Below are 17649 nucleotides of genomic sequence, written 5' to 3'. Positions count from 1 at the left end.
AGGCCCCAGGTTACGCGTATACAGGGGTAGGGGCGAAAACGCCCCTACCCCTGCTCATCCAGCCGTCGTTTCAGGTCGGCGACCTGCCGTTCGAGCTCGGAGATGCGACGGTTCTTCTCGCGGCTCTTCTGCCGCCAGCGGTCACGGATCCTCTTCTCGAACTCCACGGAACTCCTCAGGACCCGCCGGTACTCGGCCTCGATCCTGGCCCGCTCCTCTTCCAGCCGACACTCGTTGCCCACGAAGGCCAGTCTAGCGCAACGGCGCAAGGCCAATGCCTGGCCAAAACGAAGAGGGGCCGGGAGTTCCCGGCCCCTCCCCTATCTGCGACGCCGAAGCGCTAGGCTTCGGAGCCGTTTTCCTCGGGGCCCGCGCCCTCGATCTGGATGCGCCTGGGCTCCTGCACGGAAGCGGCCCCCGCGACCCTGACCTCGAGCACGCCGTCCCGGAAGCGGGCGCTGATGCTGCTCTCGTCGGTTCCCTGCGGCAACGACATGCTCCGCCTGAACGTCCCGTAACGCCGCTCGCGCACGTAGTAACCCGCGCCCTGCTTCTCTTCTTCGGCCTTGCGCTCCCCGCTGATGGTCAACAGGCCGTTGTGGAACGTGATGTCCACGTCCTCCTGCCTCACACCCGGCAACTCGGCCCGCACGATCACGTCCCCGTCCTCGTGCAACACGTCGAGCGCCGGCGCCCACTGCATGGGCTGCTCACCCTGCTGGCGACCGCCCCGCGAGAATCCACCGAACATCTCCTCGAGCATGCGGTTCATCTCGCTGTGCATGTCGTAGAACCCGCGACCCCTGAAAGGACTGATAGCCATCTTCACTACCTCCTCTTCTTCGTGGCCTCCGGCCAACCTGCTTACGGCCCCATTATACACCTTCGTACACTTTGTCAACAGTTTTTTTACAGATTTTTTACAGATTGTGCTAGAATATCTGGGACGGCGGGCAGAGAGGCGGACGAGTGGACGATTTGGGCGAGAGGGTGGCTTCGATCCGGGGGCGGCGGATGTGGACGCAGGCGCGGCTGGCGCGGGAGGCCGGGTTGAGCCCGACGACGATCTCGGGCATCGAGAGCGGGCGCATAGCGCGCCCCCACTTCGGCACGGTGCGCAAGCTGGCGCGGGCGCTCGGGGTAGAGGCCGAGGAGTTGGCTTCGGGTTCGAGGCCCGTGGCGGGTCCGGCTTCCCTCTCGTTGGAATGGGCCATGTCCTCGAGCGAGGAAGAGTTCGAGCGCGGATTAGAGGGGGCGTCGATGGCCGGCCTGAGCTCGCTCTCGCGGGGTCTCGGCGAGGAGCAGGAGCGCCTGCGGAAGCTCTACGGGGAGGTCAGCGGCGACGGTCCGCGGCGGATTTTGAAGGGCATGATCCGCCACGCCGCCGCAAACTCCGGGTCGGTGGACGCCTCCATCTCCGTCCACCCCGACGCGGAGAACGAGGGGAAGGTCTAGAGCTATCAGCCATCAGCCCGCTCCGGCTCCGCCTCCGCTTTCAGCCTTCAGCTTTTCGGTTTTGCTGAAAGCTGATAGCTATCCGCGGTCAGCCGGATCTCGTCAACTCCGAGAGGCGGGAGGTCGGGGTGATGAGGTCGGGGTCCGTGACGACGTCCACGAGCGAGACGCCTTCGTGGGCCACGGCCTCCCTTAGGGCGGGCTCCAGGTCCCCGGGGGCCGTTACGCCGTAGCCCTCGGCGCCGAGGCTGCGGGCGAAACCGGCGAGGTCGACGGCGCCGATATCCGAGCCCGCGGTCCGGCCGACGTCGCGGGCCTGGTGCATTGCTATGGTGCCGTGCATCCCGTTTCGGAAGACGACGACCGTAATATCCGCGCCGTACCGGACGGCCGTCTCTATCTCCTGACCGCTCATCAGGAAGCCCCCGTCCCCGCAGAGCGCCACGACGGACCTCTCGGGCGCCGCGAGCTTCGCCCCGACGGCGGCCGGCACGCCGTACCCCATCGCGCCGTTCGTGGCCGCCAGCTGCGTCAGCGGGTGGTCGTGCCGCCAGTAGCGGTGAAGGAAGACCGAGAAGTTTCCGGCGTCGTTGGCCAGGACCGCGTCGGACGGGAGCACGTTTCGAAGCGCGCCGACGACCTCTGCCGGGTCCACCCCGTTCTCGGAGCGGCTCTCCGGTACCTCGCTGAAGTCCAGGTATGCCCTGTGGGCGGCGGTCCAGTCCCTCACGACCGCTTTGGGGGCATGCCTGGTGAAGGCTTCGAGCGCGGCGCCGGCCTCCGAGACGACGCCGCGTTCGACCGGGACCGTCGCGCCGACCTCGCCGGGGTCCGCGTCTACCTGGATCACGGCCTGGTCGTGGCGCGGCAGCGCATAGGTCTGCGTCGTCACCTCGCTCAAACGGCAACCGACCACCACCACGAGGTCCGCCTCCTCCAGGCTCTTCAGCGTCTCCGCCGAGGTCGCGAGGGTGAGGTGTCCGAGGTAGAGGGGGTGGTCGTTCGGGAAGACGTCCTGGCGCCGGAAGGCGGCGTAGACGCCCGCGCCGAAAGCTTCGGCGAACCGGACCAGGGCCTCGCGTGACCGCTTCGCCCCGCCGCCCGCGATCACGACGGGCCGCCTCGCGCCCACGAGCCTGCGCACGACGTGCTCGACGTCCTCGGGTCCGGGCAGAGCGGGCGTGCCCTCGGAGAGCCGCGGCACCTCATCCGCCACTTCCTCGGCGAGGACGTCGGCGGGGAGGGCGAGCATGACGGGCCGGGGCGGCCCGAGGTGGCGATGCGCAGGCCGCGGGCGACGAGTTCGGGGAGCCGGTCGGCGCGGTGGACGGTGGTCGACCATTTGGTGATCGGGGCGTAGAAGGCAGGAAGGTCCACCTCCTGAAAAGCTTCCCGGTCCAGGAAATCCGTCTCGACCTGCCCGAGTAGGACGACCATGGGGGTTGAGTCCTGCATCGCGGTGTGGACGCCGATGGCGAGGTTGGAGGCCCCCACCCCCCGCGTCGCCATCGCCACCGCCGGCACGCCCGTCAGCTTGGCGTCAGCCTCGGCCATGAACGAGGCGCCCGACTCGTGGCGGGTCGAGATCAGTTTTGTCTGTGGGTGGCGTTCGGCGGCGTCAAGAACCTCCAAAAAGCTCTCGCCCGGCACCGTGTAGAAGCGCCGGACCCCAGCCCGGGCCAGCGTCTCGACCGCAACGTGTCCCGCCCTGGCCTTCGCGCCCATTCGACCTCCCGAAATCTACGAACCCGCCACCGCACATCCTACACGCCAACCCGGCAGAGAAGTTAGAGTGTGTACGGGACCAAGAAGGGAGGATGTTGGCTGAGGCCGTCGTGATCGGCTGCGGGGTAATAGGGCTCTCCACGGCGATCCGCCTGCGCGAAGCCGGCGTGGACGCCCGCATCGTAACCGCGGAGCTTCCCGAGAACACGACCTCGGCCGTGGCGGCGGCGATCTGGTACCCGTACAGGGCCTACCCCGAGGCAGCCGTCCTGCGCTGGGGCGCCAGAACCTTCGAGGTCTTCGAGGGCCTGGCCGCGGCGCCGGGCACGGGCGTCCGGATGCGCGGCGGCGTGGAACTCCGGCGAGAGCCGGTCGGGGAGCCGTGGTGGGCCGCGGCGGTCCCCGGCGTCCGGCGCTGCGAAGAGGGCGAGTTGCCACCCGGCTACCTGGAAGGGCACGCCTTCGTGGTGCCCGTGATCGAGATGCCCGCCTACCTCCGTTACCTGATGGGCCGATTCGCCAGGACGGGGGGCGAGATCGAGGAGCGCGCCCTCGGCAGCCTGGACGATCTCGCCGGAGAAGCCCGGGTGCTCATCAACTGCGCCGGCCTCGGCGCCCGGGACCTCGTCGGCGACGATTCCCTCACACCGATCCGCGGCCAGATCCTGCGCGTCCGCAACCCTAACCTGAAAGACTTTGTTCTGGACGAGGATGACCCGGAAGGCGTCACCTACATCGTCCCCCGCTCCGAAGACTGCGTCCTCGGCGGCACGGCGGACGAGGGCGAGTGGGAGACCGAACCGGACGCCTCGGTGGCGGCGGAGATCCTACGCCGCTGCGCGGCCCTCGAACCCCGCCTCGCGGGCGCCGAAGTTCTGGGGCACAGGGTCGGCCTCAGACCGGGCCGCCCCGAGGTCCGGCTGGAGCGCGAAGACGGCTCGGGCGTTCCCATTATCCACAACTACGGCCACGGCGGCTCGGGCGTCACCCTCTCCTGGGGCTGCGCGGAAGAAGCCGTCCGTCTCGCCGCGGAGGCGTAATTAATGCGGTCAGCTCTCAGCCCGCTTCGGCCTGCTTCGCAGGCCTGCGCCCTCAGCTATCAGCCTTGTGTCCTTGGCTGAAAGCTGATCGCTAAAATCTGACAGCCAGACGCCCTCTACTTCCTGCGGATTCTCCACCCCGACGGGCGGGGTCCCGACAGCTCGGTTTCGAGCGCCGAGTCCACCTGTTTTTTGGCCGGGCCGAGCTTCTTGCTCACGCGGCGGGACATCCCCTTGCGGGCCCGTTCGTATCCTTTCTCCTCGACCTCGGCCGAGAGAAGGGCGCGGAGCTCCCGGCTCTTCTGTGTGAAGTCCTCGATCTTCTCTCGGGTCTCGTCCGCCAGCCACATCGACCGGGGCAGGTAGCTCCTCGAAAGCCCCTCGAGGAGCTGGTCGACCCGCTCCCTGCGCTCCCGCTCCTCGGCCTCGTCCAACTCGCCGTACATCGAAGTCCACGACACGAACCCCCGGTACAGCCGCGCGAGCGCGAAACGTATCTCCTCCACCGCGTAGCGGCGCCGCTCGACCCCGATGCCGCCCAGTTCCATGCTTCTCAAGACCATCCCCCCGGATGCGTGTATGCGTCAAAAACAGGGCCCACAACATGATGTGGACCAAAGACCCAAAATACCACAACATGCAGAGTATTTTCACGCGCCTCCGCACCACCGAAAGCCGCCGATAGTTTCCCTGGGAGACCCGAAGAGGGGGCCGGTTACTCTTCTATGACACCGGGCGTCGGGACGGGGGTCGCGGGCGCGGCGCGTCCGTCTCGCGCGCTGGCCGGCGGTCCGAAGCGGTCGCACACCCCGTCCCCGTCCGCGTCGGTATCATCCCAGCACTTGTTGCGGACGGGGTAGGGGCCGTCGCCGCTGGGGTTGCCGATCCGGTCCCAATATGCGTCGAAAGACGCGGCGTCCTGGGGTCCCGGGGTCATACGGCGGGGCGTGTCGATGGAACGGCAGCCGGCCAGGGTCGAGATCACGGCGTTCTGGCACCAGTAGCGGCCGATGGGCGGGTGGTCGAGACCGGCGCCGTGCTCCATCTCGTGCGTCATGGTGGCGAGTTGCTGGCTCTCGGGCAGCGACGGGTACTTGTCCGGGTTGATGTTGATCTGCAAGCGGTCGGGGTGCAAAGAGTAGCTCCACTGCGCGAGCGGGGCCCTGATCCCGCCGTTATTGAAGCCCTGCACGAGCGCCTCGCAGAACTCTCCCGTATCCGTCACGTCCACGAACCGGGGGTCCGCGCCGGGGAGTAGCGAGGTGTCCGCGTTCAGGTTCACGATAGCCCGAAAATAGTAGGCGCTCTCCAATCCCCCACGGTTGCACATCTGGACGTCGCCGTCCTCCTCGAGGTCGGCGTCGAAGTCCGTCGATGGCACGAGGGCCTGCGCCGGCGAGGACCACCCCGCCAAAGACAGCGCCAACACCAGAGCCGCCACGGTCAGAATCTTGCCCATTCTTGCCCCCCACACCATACGCGGCCCATCGCGCGTTTACACCAGATGTTTCGAGGGCCATGTTAACCGCTGCAGACGGGAAAAGCCAGTAGCCTCGCGGCCCGCCCGCGGAACACGGAACCCGGCGAACGGCCGACGTTCCTTACCGTTCATGCAGCCCTTGGTTTCGTTACGGGAGTGACACGGACCTACTCACCGATAAGACGCGAAACTTTACGGGCTCCGCCGCGTAGCCATGTGAAGCCGGGCCCCGACTCTTTTACCCCCCTCCTGTTCGGGCCCGGCGCTTATCGGCGACCCGGCCCGAAGGAGACGGTCTTGGCCCGCCGCCGTCGCCTACCCGGGCATGGCCTGCCTGGCCATCTCCATGCCCTGCTCACCCGTCACGGCGGGGAACACCTCAATCTCGAACATGTCGGCCCATTGCATCCTTATCTGGCCGAAGGCGTCCATGCTATCCGCTTCCATGACGGAGACGACCCTCGGGTGCTCGGTTTCGAGCCAGTACTCGCCAAGGACCCTCACGCCCTCCGGGTAGTCCCATTGCATCCGGCGGGCGACCCCTTCTTGGAAGGTAGCAGTACCTCGGGTCTTGAGCAGCGCCACGAACAACATCGCTGTTCCTCCTTTCCCCACCGCGCAAGAGCAGGTCTTGTCTTTCACCCGGACCCATGATACCTCTGTCACAATAGCGGCGCATCTCCTTGCAAGGCCAACCTCCGAAAAACCCATCAGCGCGAGGTTCAGAGAAGGCTCACCTTACCGGAAGGTAGGCGAACAAGCTCCAAGATAGCCCTTTCGCGGTATGCGCCTGGTATGCGCCTCCCCGCGAAATCCGGCACACTGGTGGCGAAGTTCGGGCCGGGAAGGGAGGACGAAGATGGACACAGAGGCGAGGGGAAAGGGGCCGGTGAAGGTGCCGCCTGGCGGAGGCCGCTCGGTGTGGCTGGTGGGCGACCTGATCGAGGTGAAGCTCTCGAGCGAGGACACCGGCGGGGCGTACTCGTTGGTCGAGGAGACGACCCCGCCCGGCGGCGGACCGCCCCCGCACTCCCACCTAAACGAAGACGAGACGCTCTACGTGTTGGAGGGGGAGGTGGAGTTCCTCGTGGGCGAGGATAGTATCCCGGCGGGCGCGGGGTCGTGCGTCTACGCCCCGAGGGGCATCCTGCACACCTGGATGAACGTCGGCGCGGCGCCTTCCAGGATGCTGGGCGTCATCACGCCCGGGGGCCTGGAGAGGTTCTTCCTGGAGGCCGGCGAGCCGGCGGCGGGGGACGCTTCCCCCCCACCCGGTCCCCCGGACATCGAGAAGGTCATGGCGGCCGCAGCCAGGTACGGAGTCGATATACCGCCGCCTCCGGAGCAGACCTCATAAGGCCCAGCGAACGCAACGCGTCTTTGCGCCGCTCGATGCACTTCACTTCCTGACCGGTCATCCGCTTGGGGAACGGCGCGAACAGGTCGTGGTCCTCAAGGCGGCCACGAACCTCGCGATTCGCAGGAAATCAAGAAGTGGCGGGACCGGGATTCGAACCCGGGACACCATGATTTTCAGTCATGTGCTCTACCAACTGAGCTATCCCGCCGGGGAAAGCGTGGAGATTCTACGTTACGAGACGGGGGCTATCAAGCGGCAGGGGACACCACGATTTTCGGTCGTGGTGTCCCGCTGGCGCGGTGGCCAGGCCTCTTACACCGCCTTCTGGAACCGCCCCAACTCGAAGGCTGACTCGAGCATCTCCTTGGGAAGGGCGCCCATGACGGCCTTTGGCTGCTCGCCGGGCTCGAAGAGGGCTATGGTCGGGATGCTGGAGATGCCGAAGTGGCCCGCGAGCGCGGACTCCGCGTCCACGTCCACCTTCGCCACCTTCACGGAGCCCTCGTAGTCGCGCGCGATCTCATCCATCACCGGCGCGACCTGCCGGCAGGGACCGCACCACTCAGCCCAGAAGTCGACCAGCACGGGCACCTCCGACTTCAAAACCTCTTCCTCGAACGTGTCGATAGTAACGGCTACGGGATCGGACACAACATACCTCCTGGAATCTCTCATCTGAATATCAGTATATTTTTACCACCGAAGGCGCCCTGCCACGGTGACGGAGAGGACAAACCCGGTAAAACCGGCCAGGGCCGCGCCCAGGCAGACGAAAGAGCAGGCCGCCGTGAGTAGGACCGTGGCGTTTCTGGCCCGGAGCGCCATGCGCTCCCTGCCCATCTCGGAGATGAGATCCGCGTCGTTTTTGGGTTCTTCCGCAAGCTCGCGCTTCATCGCGTCTGGACCGCCCCGATCTCCGCCCCCACAAAGCTACGCCGGACACATCCGGGCCACGTTACCCCATCATTGCGAAGCGAAAACGGCGGCGAAGAAAGCTCTTCCTCCAGGCCAGGAAGCTGAAAGCCGAAAGCTGACCGCTAAAAGCTAAACTGGCGGGAGCGACGGGACTCGAACCCGCGGCCTCCGGCGTGACAGGCCGGCGTTCTAACCAACTGAACTACGCCCCCGCGAAGGGCAGACGGGAGTGTAACAAAGAAGCTGTCAGCCGTCAGCCTTCGGCGGTCAGCTTTTTAGGCTATTGCGGTTGGGCCGGGAGAGGGAGAGCGCGTGGGGGCTGTTTTCTCGCACGGAGGCGGGCTCACCTTTACCATCTCGATCGTTTGTTCGTGGAGGTCGGCTATGGAGGCGGAGTTGCAGTAGCTCAGGGCGGAGCGGATGCCGCCTTCGAGTTGGGTGATGAGGGTCCTCACGGAGCCCTTGTGGGGGATGAGGGTCGAGACGCCCTCCGGGGTGCGGTCCGTGCCGACGCGATCCATCGCGCCCCGGGAGGCCATGCCGCGGTAGAGCTTGAAAGCCTGTCCGTTCTCCCGGATCACGGCCCCGGGCGCCTCGTCCGTGCCGGCGAAGAGGGAGCCGATCATGACGGTATCGGCGCCGGCCACGAGCGCCTTGGCGATGTCGCCCGAGTTGCGGATGCCGCCGTCGGCGATCAGGGCCGGCGGGTGGAGGACGCGCGGGCGCGCCTTGCGGCGCTCGGCGTCCCACCAGCGGTCGAGCGCCGCCCTGACCTTGAGGATCGCCGTGAGCTGCGGCACGCCGCAACCCGTAACGATGCGCGTCGTGCACACGGCGCCGGGGCCCACCCCGACCTTTATCGCGTGGGCGCCGGCCTCTAGCAAGTCCCACGCGCCCTCGGCGGTGGCCACGTTGCCGGCCACGACCCATAGTTCGGGAAACCTTTCACGGACCTCAAAGATCATCTCCGTCACGCGGTCGCTGTGGCCGTGGGCCACGTCTATGACCACGCCGTCGAGCCCATCGACCATCGAAATCTTCCCGAGGTCGGCCGGCTTGACGCCGACGGCCATAAAGCGGTGGCCCGGGGTGCGGCCCACCCAGTCCGCGTGCGTCTCGGGGTCTTCCACGAAGCGGTGGATCACACCCATCCCCCCCGCCTCGGCCATGGCCGTCGCCATCGCAAGCTCCGTAACGGTGTCCATGTTCGCGCTGATGATCGGCAACTCCAGCGTCAGGTCCCCAACCAGACGGGTCTTCAGCGAGACGTCCTTGCGGGAGAAAACCGAAGACCTTTTGGGCACGATCAAAACGTCGTCGAACGTCAACCCGTTCTCCACAAACTTCACACCCATAGCGGTCCTGAGATCCTTCCCAACTATAATTGCTAGCGGCTGAAAGCTGATAGCTAAAAGCGGGGCCGAAGGCCCCCCAGTGGGCGATGCTGGGTTCGAACCAGCGACCCCCTCCTTGTAAGGGAGGTGCTCTACCCCTGAGCTAATCGCCCGTACTAGCACTTCAGCTGGTCAGCATTTCAGCCTGTCAGCTCTTGCTGACTAGCTGGGGTGCTGACCGGGCTGACCGGCTAATACGTGCCCCCGACGGGATTCGAACCCGTGCCGCCGCGAAAGGCTGCGTGAGGACACTTTCCGAAACCCAGTATACCAGCGGGTTTGCGGGAGTTAAGTGCACTTGGGGCGGTAGTGCTCAGGAGAAGTCCCGAGAACCCGACTTCTAGAAACTTGGGTGAATCGGCACGGGCATCGCGCGCACTGCGTCGAATTATCGGGGTGTTCTCGCGCGCCGTGCACGCGGATCGTGGCTGTCGGCAACGTGCGGCGCAGGCGACCGCGTGTGCGTCCTCGTGGCCATGCTCGTCGAGTCTCCATCTATCAGGCGGCGCCGCCTTTGGGCAGTAGTCTGGTTCTCCTTCGCGGTCGTCGTGACCAGGCGGGGAGCGGGGCTCAGGAGCTGGCTCAGCCCACCGCCCTCTTCACGAGCGCGCCGATCTTTGCCTCTTCGGTGGCGGTCAACTCCTTTAGCGCGAAGGAGGTCGGCCACATGGCGCCTTCGTCGAGGTTCGCCCTGTCGCTGAAGCTGAACGTCGCGTACCTCGTGTTGAACTTCTCAGCGCTCTGGAAAAAGCAGACGACCTTGCCGTCCTCGGCGTACGCGGGCATCCCGTACCAGGTTCTCGGCGAGAGGTCTGGCGCGCTGGCCTTGATGATCCCATGGAGCCGCTCGGCCATGGCGCGATCCGGCCCCCGCATCTCGGCGATCTTCGCGAGTACGGCGCGTTCCCCATCCTCCTTCTGCGCTTCCGCCTTCTGCTCCCTGGCGCGCTCCTTCATCGCGGCCCGTTCCTCGTCCGTGAATCCCTTGGACTTCTGCGTGGCCTTCCTTGCGCTCATCGTTCCCTCCTGTGCAGGCTCTCCCACTCCTGATTTCTTGATCCACGGTCCATACCTTAAAGATACTCATGGACGGCGGCTTCTCTACGCCTTTCTAAGACGCTCGGCCTCGGTCCTATGCTCCAGGGACGCCACAGAGGGGCACACCTTCCACGAGTATCACGAGCAAGTGGGGACGATTCCCGACGAGCGTCGATCTTAGTCCAGTACGCTAACAAGTGTCGATCCGGGGCTATGCGAACTTGTTAGAACTCCGCAAAGCGGAAAGCTAACTTCGGAGAATGGAGCTTATCCGTAGTACGTCATATCATCCCTGATGCAGAGTATTGCTGATAAGCAAAGCATATACTCACTACATCCACGTATACTCACGCGAATTCTCGGAAGTCATAGCGCACAACCATCCAGCTACCTGCATATATCGTGTGGCCTGCCCTCTTCCCTACCCTCGTACATCGCCACCGTTCACCACGATAGCAACAACCTATTGCTATGTGTTGCTATCTTACCCTAGCCTACAGTTCAGGCATACCATACATACGCAATCCGAATGGCCTCTTGAACGCGCACCCACGCACGACGCGCACGCACATGAGGCAGACCGTGTAGCAAGCACCCGTTTGTTTTCCAGTTCCAGACCGCCAACATCTTAGCCGCGTACAATCCAAGTGGAGCGAACCCGAAAACGGTTACAGGTAGCCCAAGGAGTTTGTGAACGATATGACCCGATGGGACCTGTTGGACGATGACGAACTCGATTACCTCAAGCGCGTGGGAGTCGAGATGCATCCGAGCGCGATGAACTTCACACGAACCCCGACGTGGGAAGAGTTCTCCGTAGTGTTCGCCTACCTGTTGGGGCTAGGGACCCGAAGCGCCCATCTAGACGACCATGTGAACTTCGCTATCGGAGATTGCCTCAACCAAGGCAAAGAGTTCTTCGGAGAAGAGGCGATAGACAAGTTCATCAAGGACATCCTGCAACTTCGCAAACTTCGGGATATCGTCCTCAACAAAGCAGGCGCAACATTGATACTCCTGCAAACCATCGAACACCACATCAAATTCTGCTGCACTGCATTACCGTTAAAAGGGCTCAATCTGACGCTTGAAGACTTCACGTCTCCTGACCCAAAAAGGCGAAGGCAGACACCCGGACACGTCGCACACGCTTTGAGGAAAAGCGGGATATTTGGTCCCGACTTTGAAGCACGACTGTCCAAGTTCGTCGGCATGAGGAACGAGTTCATCCATAGTTGGTGGACCGAGCAAGACCGACGCAGCGAGTCAACAGGCGGCCTGCCCCCGAAAGAAGAACTGAAAGAAACGTTCGACTTCATACAGTCGCTCGTAAACGAAGCCCTGTACGTGAGGAATGTCTTTCGCGGCCTTGAACACCAGTTGGTCAAAGCCCACAGCAAAGGAACCGAAAGCGACCCCGTATTGGAATCGTGGTCGAGACACGTACCAGACTTCTTGGCCGCGTTGAGGTCCGACTATTCTGGTCCGAAATCTTGACCCCACTTTGACCCTAACCCGGAGCGTTTGACGACAACCCTGACGACTACCGGGGCTTAGTTCGGGCGAACGGACGCCTTCGGATCGGGGTTCAGGGCACCGTCCCGGAACTACCTTGCGCCGAGCTTTTCCTTTAGTTGAGCTGGATGCCGTTGATAAACGGCGAGGCGCAAGGTAGTGCCCCCAACGGGATTCGAACCCGTGCCGCCGCCTTGAAAGGGCGGTGTCCTGGGCCTCTAGACGATGGGGGCCCGTGAGCCAGGAAGGGATCGAACCTTCGACACGAGGATTAAAAGTCCCCTGCTCTGCCACTGAGCTACTGGCCCGGCTTCGGCCCGATTCTACCCGCATATTCCCCACTTTTCCAAGACCCCCGACGGACCCGGTTTGGTGCCGTGACAGTAACCGCGACAGTAACCGGGGGAAAAATGACCAAGAAACGGGGCAACGGAGAAGGCAGCGTGTTCAAGCGTGCCGACGGGCGCATAGTGGGCGTGTACGAGGATGCCCACGGCAAGACGCGCTACATCAGCAGCAAGACCATGACCAAGACGGAGATGAAAGCAGCCGTCCGCAAAAAGCTCCAGGACCGCGACGAGGGCGTAGCTGCCCACTCGGAAGGGTTGAGCGTAGAGAAGTACATGGACCGTTGGTTGGAGGCCATACGCGGAAACGTCAGGCCGGGGACGTTCAAGCCATACGAGGCCATCGTCAGACTCCACATAAAGCCGACACTCGGAGGCACGAAGCTCGACAAGCTCAACGCCATGCAGCTTGAGAGACTGTATCGTCAGAAGCTCGACGCGGGGCTGTCCCCTCGACGGGTGCGGTACATCCACGTGACCATACGCAAGGCGTTGAAGGACGCGGTACGGCTTCAACTTCTATCAAGGAACGTGGCCGACGCCGCCATACCGCCGCGTCAGGTCAAGACGGAGATTGACCCGCTCACGCAAGACCAGATGCGTACCCTGCTCGACGCATCACGAGGCGACAAGCTCCACGCTCTGTACGTGCTGGCGACAACTACGGGGATGCGTCAGGGCGAGCTTATCGGCCTACAGTGGAAGGATGTTGACATGGACGGCGGCACGTTGCGCGTCAATCGAAGTGTGTACGAGGGCGTCGTCAGTCCCCCGAAGACGAACGCGGGACGCCGCACCATCCGACTGTCCAAGCTGGCAGTATCGGCACTACGTCAGCATAGGGTCAACGCCGCCACGCGCAGCGAGCGTATATCCGAATGGGTCTTCCCGAATGCCAGGGGTACGACCATCGGACACCAGAACTTGCACAACCGCAGTTGGAAGCCCCTGCTCAAGCGTGCCGGTCTGCCCCATTCCGTCCGATTCCATGACCTACGGCATTCGTGCATCTCACTCTTACTGGCGCGAGGCGTACCCGTCAAAGTGGTATCCGAGATGGCCGGACACGCCGACATATCCGTAACCCTCTCGGTCTACGGGCACGTACTCCCCGACATGCAGGGGACAGCCGCCGACGGCATAGACGAGGCTCTAGGCTGACCAACTGGACAGCCTCCACACCGCCCCGGTCCTATTCGTATGGGCCGGGGCGTTATCTGTTCTCCAGATTTTGACCGCCCCAAGTATGTTCTTGTCCCCCTACCGCAACCCACATCGGCCCCCGGACGCCACAACGCGCAAAAGCGTCCTTCAAACGATTTCTCACGGAGTCGCGTATCTCGCCCACGCCGGACCCGTTCAAGTCCCCGGTGAACGTGTTGCGGGGCAAGTCCTTTGTCTCGTCCTAGCTAGTGAAGACGAAGTTGTACAGGCCCATACTCGAAAGCTCTTCCCGGACACACGCGTAATCGTCCGAGTCGGCATCCTTCAAGTCGAAGGTGACTACCACTTGGTAACTCACGCTCTATCCTCCCTGTGCTTGCTCTCCCAGCTTCATTCTACTCGGACACGACCGCCTACAAAACGAGAAACGATACGTCGCGCCACCCCCGCCACTAAAGAAGGGGGACATAACCACGAACCGTCTTACACGAATGGAGGTGAGAACATGACGATAAACCTACCAACCCCGATGTACACCGTCAGCGAGGCCGCGAAGCTCATAGGTTGCTACAGGACCCACGTCTACAAGATTGTGCATCGTGGGGACCTTGAAGCGACCACGGACGACACCGGCCAACTACGAGTGAGCAGGGAGGAACTTTATAGGTACTTGAAGCAGCGCGAAGAGGACTAAGGACGTACACGTTAGGAACGTACAAGGAGTGACGACACATGGAGCAGTTGTTGAACATCAAGGAGCTTGCCAACGTGCTTGGGCTGGCACCCGCGACAATCATAGACCTCGTGCGGGACGGGGAGATACCTGCCAGCAGGGTACGCGGTGGGAGGGTCAGCAGGCACGAGGTAACGCAGACCACCACCGCACTACGCTTTCACCCGGAAGACGTGCGCGACTACATCCGCAGCACCACAGTCAATTAACAACAGAGAAAGGCATAAGCCGATGACAGACACAATCACCAACACGCACGACCTAGATTACATCACCACCGACAGCGGCAACGCGGACCGTCTGGTCCGAGAACACAGGGAAGCTTTTAGGTACTGCGAACCGCTCGGAGGTTGGTTGACCTGGAACGGACTGCGCTGGAAGGTGGACAACGCCGCCATACACGAGAAGGCGCGCAGAATCGGCAGGGCGTTGCTTCAAGAGGCCGCAGACGAGAAGGACAACCACGTCCGGGACAGGCTCATACAGCACGCTAGGTACTCACTCAGCGACCCCGGCATAGAGCGCATGGTGAGGCGGGCCACGAAGGATGCCAGCGTTCGTGTAGGCCCCGCCGCTTTTGACTCTTACCCCTACCTTATGAACGTCTGGAACGGCACGGTTGACCTACGCACCGGGGAGCTTCACGGCCACGACCGGGAGAACCTTATAACCATGCTGGCCCCGGTCGCCTACTATCCTGATGCGGACGGCACGGAATGGGATACGTTCCTTGAACGGGTGCTACCGGACGAGGAGCTACGCGAGTTCATGCGCACGTCCGTTGGCTACTCAGCCATCGGCAACGCGGCAGAGCACGTTATGTTCATCCTGTACGGTTTGGGGGCTAACGGTAAGTCCACGTTCACCGAAACCCTCAAAGCGGTGTTGGGAGACTACGCCCACAGGACGAACACGAACACGCTGGTCAACAGCGGTGGCGGTCCCAACGGGGCCACCCCGGACCTGGCGAACCTGAAAGGCCGCAGGTTCACGTATGCGTCGGAGTCCGAAGAGGGCCAGAGGCTAGACGAGGCCACGATAAAGAGCATCACGGGCGGCGGCACGATAAACGCAAGGCACCTGTACGGCAAGCCGTTCGAGTTCGAGCCGTCGCACACGCTATGGCTAGAGACGAACCATAAGCCGCGAGTCAAGGGAACGGACCCCGCCATCTGGCGCAGGCTGATGCTCGTACCCTTCACGGTAGCGATACCGAAGCCGGAGCAGGACCGACACTTACCGGAGAAGTTGCGGGAGCAGGCATCGGGCGTGCTGAACTGGATTGTCCGTGGTGCTATGGACTGGCATACGTCCGACGGTCTGGTAGCCCCGAAGCCGGTAGAGGACGCGACCGAAGAGTACAGGTCCGACATGGACAGGATAGGCCAGTTCATACAGGAGATGTGCGACACGGGACCGGGCAAGCAAGTACCGATAGGCAAGCTCTACGAAGCGTACAAGTCCTGGGTAGAGCTTGACGGCAACACCGAAAAGGTCGAAGGCAAGATTACGTTCGGCCAGAGGCTCGAAGGCAAGGGCTTCAACAAGGGCAGGGCCAACAACGGTAGCGGTACGCGGGTGTACGAGGGCATAGCCCTACAGATAGACAGTTTCTAACCTTCTGACAAGTCTGACAAGTTGACCCCCTATTTCGGAAACTTTCCCTATAGCCTCTTCACGAGGGAGTTTCTGAAATCGCCCCCTAAGTTGTCAGAGTTGTCAGAAGAACCGACCACGGGATGTCAGGCAGGTTCATAGAACCGAGGCGCAACACAACCTCTTCGTAGGAGTAAGACCGGCGCACCTACCCTGGTTGTTGCCAGGACACAGCTTAAAGGGTAGCCGCGCCGGTAGCGCACCTACGAAGAAGTAACCGCGCTCGTCGGGTTTACGAGCATCAACGGGACCATGCGAGTAGCCGGTAACGCATGGGTACTTACGCGGCAGGTTCAGTGTGGGAGTCCGTGGCCCACCGTCGGTTGCTGCCGCAAGGGGTACACCAATCCCCCGGCATTACGGGTACGGCACCGCTACGTCATCCCCTGGCGGTGCCGACTCTCTCAGGACTGTACGCGCTGAGCGTACACGTCAATACCAGCCAATCATTAACCAGGAGGCATCACATGGATAGGGCAACTCAATACCTCGAAGACAAGATAAGTGAAATGGATAGGTCCACAAAGCTATTCGAGAACGCCATGAAGCGTAGGCCCGTTGCAGACAACTACGAAGAGACCGCTGAACAGGCGTTGGTAAGACTACGCGCAAAGCATCGACCGCCGAAGGCCATAACAGACCAGGACGTTGCAGCACAGGCACTAGCAGATTATGGAGGTAAGTAGTGAGTATTGACAAGGTTACGAAGGACTACAAGGCAAGGGTCAAAGCATCGGAAGCTATGTTGAACGAACTCGAAGCGCGAGCGGCAGAGATTGTCGAGCAACGCGAGTACGCCGACGATGCCCGTAGCTTGATTGAGGACGTACGGACCGGGCTTGATAGCATCCAGGCTGACAAGGTATCCACAGAGGCCGAGATGCTGCGAGCAATGGCGTTGGACGATAACGAATCTCTGGTAGGTCTTCGAGAGCGTTACGCATCGTTGGCCGAGCGTGAGCAGAGGTTGCAGGGTGAGATTCGACAGCTTGCCGGAGTGGTGGAGAGCAACACGGTAAACCCTTCCGAACTGGCGGCACTGATAACCCGGTTGAAGCGGTTCAACAGCCCGTCCGTTGACGATGTGGTCAAGGCCATCCGTGAGAACGAGAACAGCACCGCACAGGACGCTCAGGAGCGCGTGACGGCCACGCTGGAGCTACTGCCGACACCGGCCCCTCGAACCACACACGCCGCACTCATGGAGCTTGACGAGGGCTACCGCATGAACGACGGCGCGACCCTGGAGAAGTACCTACGCGACGAAGACGACAAGGGCAACAGCGAACAGGCAACAGCTATGCTGGCAGCAAGGTTGGAAGCCAGGGACCGCCGCGCAGTGGTGGCGGCACGGAAGTAGAACACATACCCGGACACATACTTTGGGTGATGCTGGCCCGGATTGGTCACAGATTGGCCGTTCCCCCAAAGTGTACGTCCTGTAGCCTAGACACCGCCCATTGATTGACCCTTAATGTGAGAATCTCCCATAATTTCAAGGGTACTATTGGACGATTCCCGGTATAGCTCCGGTCGAACACCCCCCGACCTTAATGTACAGCCGGACGTATCGCGGACCTAGCCTTTGAAGCACCCCCCTCCCCTCCGGGCATTTTTCGACCGGCCCCCCATACACCCCCGCTTGAATGGTAACGTCGCACAGACAAGATTATGACGCTTATCTGTACCGTCCCACAGCACCCCGATACCCGGATTGTGCATAGATAAGCCGCTCAACCATCGTACCGATACCGGATAGATAGAGGGTACGTGTTGGGCGAATATCTATCTGCCGACACACATACAGAAAGGACAGCAACGGCATGA

Annotated in this window: 19 protein-coding genes, 5 tRNA genes and 1 pseudogene; 10 read left to right on the top strand and 15 right to left on the bottom strand. The window is 62.6% G+C overall.

Annotated features, from left to right (window positions below; all coding sequences use genetic code 11):
• Positions 1–44: 44 nt before the first annotated feature.
• Entirely contained in the window at positions 45–242 is a 198-nt protein-coding gene (locus GBA63_RS07660; RefSeq protein WP_166174933.1) for a hypothetical protein, read from the bottom strand.
• Between the two features lie 98 nt (positions 243–340).
• A complete protein-coding gene (locus GBA63_RS07655) occupies positions 341–823 on the bottom strand; it encodes an Hsp20/alpha crystallin family protein (RefSeq protein WP_166174932.1) in 483 nt (160 codons plus the stop codon).
• Positions 824–969: 146 nt separating this feature from the next.
• Here GBA63_RS07655 and GBA63_RS07650 point away from each other — a divergent pair, with 146 nt between their 5' ends.
• Positions 970–1455: a helix-turn-helix domain-containing protein gene (locus tag GBA63_RS07650; RefSeq protein WP_207957130.1), complete on the top strand. Its 486-nt coding sequence runs from the start codon at positions 970–972 to the stop codon at positions 1453–1455.
• A gap of 88 nt (positions 1456–1543) precedes the next feature.
• On the opposite strand, the pseudogene GBA63_RS07645 reads toward GBA63_RS07650, so the two are convergent.
• Positions 1544–3180 (bottom strand): annotated as a pseudogene (locus GBA63_RS07645) (thiamine pyrophosphate-dependent enzyme).
• A gap of 92 nt (positions 3181–3272) precedes the next feature.
• Here GBA63_RS07645 and GBA63_RS07640 point away from each other — a divergent pair.
• Positions 3273–4220, top strand: a complete 948-nt coding sequence (locus GBA63_RS07640; RefSeq protein WP_166174930.1) for an FAD-dependent oxidoreductase — start codon at positions 3273–3275, stop codon at positions 4218–4220.
• Positions 4221–4336: 116 nt separating this feature from the next.
• Here GBA63_RS07640 and GBA63_RS07635 read toward each other — a convergent pair whose 3' ends face one another.
• From GBA63_RS07635 to GBA63_RS07625, 3 genes are all read right to left on the bottom strand, one after another.
• Complete coding sequence (locus tag GBA63_RS07635; protein WP_166174928.1) at positions 4337–4777, bottom strand: hypothetical protein; 441 nt, start codon at positions 4775–4777, stop codon at positions 4337–4339.
• Positions 4778–4935: 158 nt separating this feature from the next.
• Positions 4936–5679 (bottom strand): hypothetical protein, encoded by a 744-nt coding sequence (locus GBA63_RS07630; RefSeq protein WP_166174926.1) that lies wholly within the window; start codon positions 5677–5679, stop codon positions 4936–4938.
• 336 nt (positions 5680–6015) lie between these two features.
• On the bottom strand, positions 6016–6294 hold the full coding sequence (locus GBA63_RS07625) for a DUF3303 domain-containing protein (protein ID WP_166174924.1): 279 nt from the start codon (positions 6292–6294) through the stop codon (positions 6016–6018).
• Between the two features lie 265 nt (positions 6295–6559).
• Here GBA63_RS07625 and GBA63_RS07620 point away from each other — a divergent pair, with 265 nt between their 5' ends.
• Positions 6560–7057, top strand: a complete 498-nt coding sequence (locus GBA63_RS07620) for a cupin domain-containing protein (RefSeq protein ID WP_166174922.1) — start codon at positions 6560–6562, stop codon at positions 7055–7057.
• A gap of 138 nt (positions 7058–7195) precedes the next feature.
• Here the strand turns inward: GBA63_RS07620 and GBA63_RS07615 are convergent.
• The 7 genes from GBA63_RS07615 to GBA63_RS07585 all read right to left on the bottom strand — a co-directional run bounded on the left by GBA63_RS07615 (position 7196) and on the right by GBA63_RS07585 (position 10386).
• Positions 7196–7268 (bottom strand) — tRNA-Phe (locus GBA63_RS07615).
• Positions 7269–7372: 104 nt separating this feature from the next.
• A complete protein-coding gene (trxA, locus tag GBA63_RS07610) occupies positions 7373–7711 on the bottom strand; it encodes a thioredoxin (protein WP_166174920.1) in 339 nt (112 codons plus the stop codon).
• Positions 7712–7753: 42 nt separating this feature from the next.
• Positions 7754–7954, bottom strand: coding sequence for a hypothetical protein (locus GBA63_RS07605; protein ID WP_166174918.1), 201 nt, complete (start codon positions 7952–7954; stop codon positions 7754–7756).
• Positions 7955–8110: 156 nt separating this feature from the next.
• Positions 8111–8187, bottom strand: a tRNA-Asp gene (locus GBA63_RS07600).
• A gap of 63 nt (positions 8188–8250) precedes the next feature.
• A complete protein-coding gene (locus tag GBA63_RS07595; protein ID WP_166174916.1) occupies positions 8251–9330 on the bottom strand; it encodes a guanosine monophosphate reductase in 1080 nt (359 codons plus the stop codon).
• Between the two features lie 80 nt (positions 9331–9410).
• Positions 9411–9482: transfer RNA gene (locus tag GBA63_RS07590), tRNA-Val, on the bottom strand.
• Positions 9483–9951: 469 nt separating this feature from the next.
• A complete protein-coding gene (locus GBA63_RS07585) occupies positions 9952–10386 on the bottom strand; it encodes an iron chaperone (protein WP_166174914.1) in 435 nt (144 codons plus the stop codon).
• A gap of 711 nt (positions 10387–11097) precedes the next feature.
• Between GBA63_RS07585 and GBA63_RS07580 the strand changes: the two genes are divergently transcribed.
• On the top strand, positions 11098–11904 hold the full coding sequence (locus GBA63_RS07580; RefSeq protein ID WP_166174912.1) for a hypothetical protein: 807 nt from the start codon (positions 11098–11100) through the stop codon (positions 11902–11904).
• A gap of 178 nt (positions 11905–12082) precedes the next feature.
• Here the strand turns inward: GBA63_RS07580 and GBA63_RS07575 are convergent.
• Positions 12083–12155 (bottom strand) — tRNA-Glu (locus GBA63_RS07575).
• A gap of 3 nt (positions 12156–12158) precedes the next feature.
• A tRNA-Lys gene (locus tag GBA63_RS07570) sits at positions 12159–12230 on the bottom strand.
• A 102-nt stretch (positions 12231–12332) separates the two neighbouring features.
• Between GBA63_RS07570 and GBA63_RS07565 the strand changes: the two genes are divergently transcribed.
• The 6 genes from GBA63_RS07565 (at position 12333) to GBA63_RS07540 (ending at position 17182) form a co-directional block, all read left to right on the top strand.
• Positions 12333–13430 (top strand): tyrosine-type recombinase/integrase, encoded by a 1098-nt coding sequence (locus GBA63_RS07565; RefSeq protein WP_166174910.1) that lies wholly within the window; start codon positions 12333–12335, stop codon positions 13428–13430.
• A 508-nt stretch (positions 13431–13938) separates the two neighbouring features.
• Positions 13939–14127 (top strand): helix-turn-helix domain-containing protein, encoded by a 189-nt coding sequence (locus GBA63_RS07560; protein WP_166174908.1) that lies wholly within the window; start codon positions 13939–13941, stop codon positions 14125–14127.
• Positions 14128–14165: 38 nt separating this feature from the next.
• Positions 14166–14375 (top strand): helix-turn-helix transcriptional regulator, encoded by a 210-nt coding sequence (locus GBA63_RS07555; RefSeq protein ID WP_166174906.1) that lies wholly within the window; start codon positions 14166–14168, stop codon positions 14373–14375.
• A 22-nt stretch (positions 14376–14397) separates the two neighbouring features.
• The gene (locus GBA63_RS07550) at positions 14398–15783 is read left to right on the top strand and encodes a DNA primase family protein (protein ID WP_166174904.1); all 1386 of its coding nucleotides are present in this window, start codon (positions 14398–14400) and stop codon (positions 15781–15783) included.
• 506 nt (positions 15784–16289) lie between these two features.
• The gene (locus tag GBA63_RS07545) at positions 16290–16508 is read left to right on the top strand and encodes a hypothetical protein (protein ID WP_166174902.1); all 219 of its coding nucleotides are present in this window, start codon (positions 16290–16292) and stop codon (positions 16506–16508) included.
• Positions 16508–17182 carry a hypothetical protein gene (locus GBA63_RS07540; RefSeq protein ID WP_166174900.1) on the top strand — a complete coding sequence of 225 codons (675 nt, stop codon included), beginning with the start codon at positions 16508–16510 and terminating at the stop codon, positions 17180–17182. The genes GBA63_RS07545 and GBA63_RS07540 overlap by 1 nt, the downstream gene beginning before the upstream one ends.
• Positions 17183–17649 lie beyond the last annotated feature (467 nt).

Origin of the sequence: Rubrobacter tropicus (assembly GCF_011492945.1) — a bacterium.
Lineage (GTDB): Bacteria > Actinomycetota > Rubrobacteria > Rubrobacterales > Rubrobacteraceae > Rubrobacter_D > Rubrobacter_D tropicus.
This window is presented reverse-complemented; position numbering and strand designations above follow the sequence as displayed.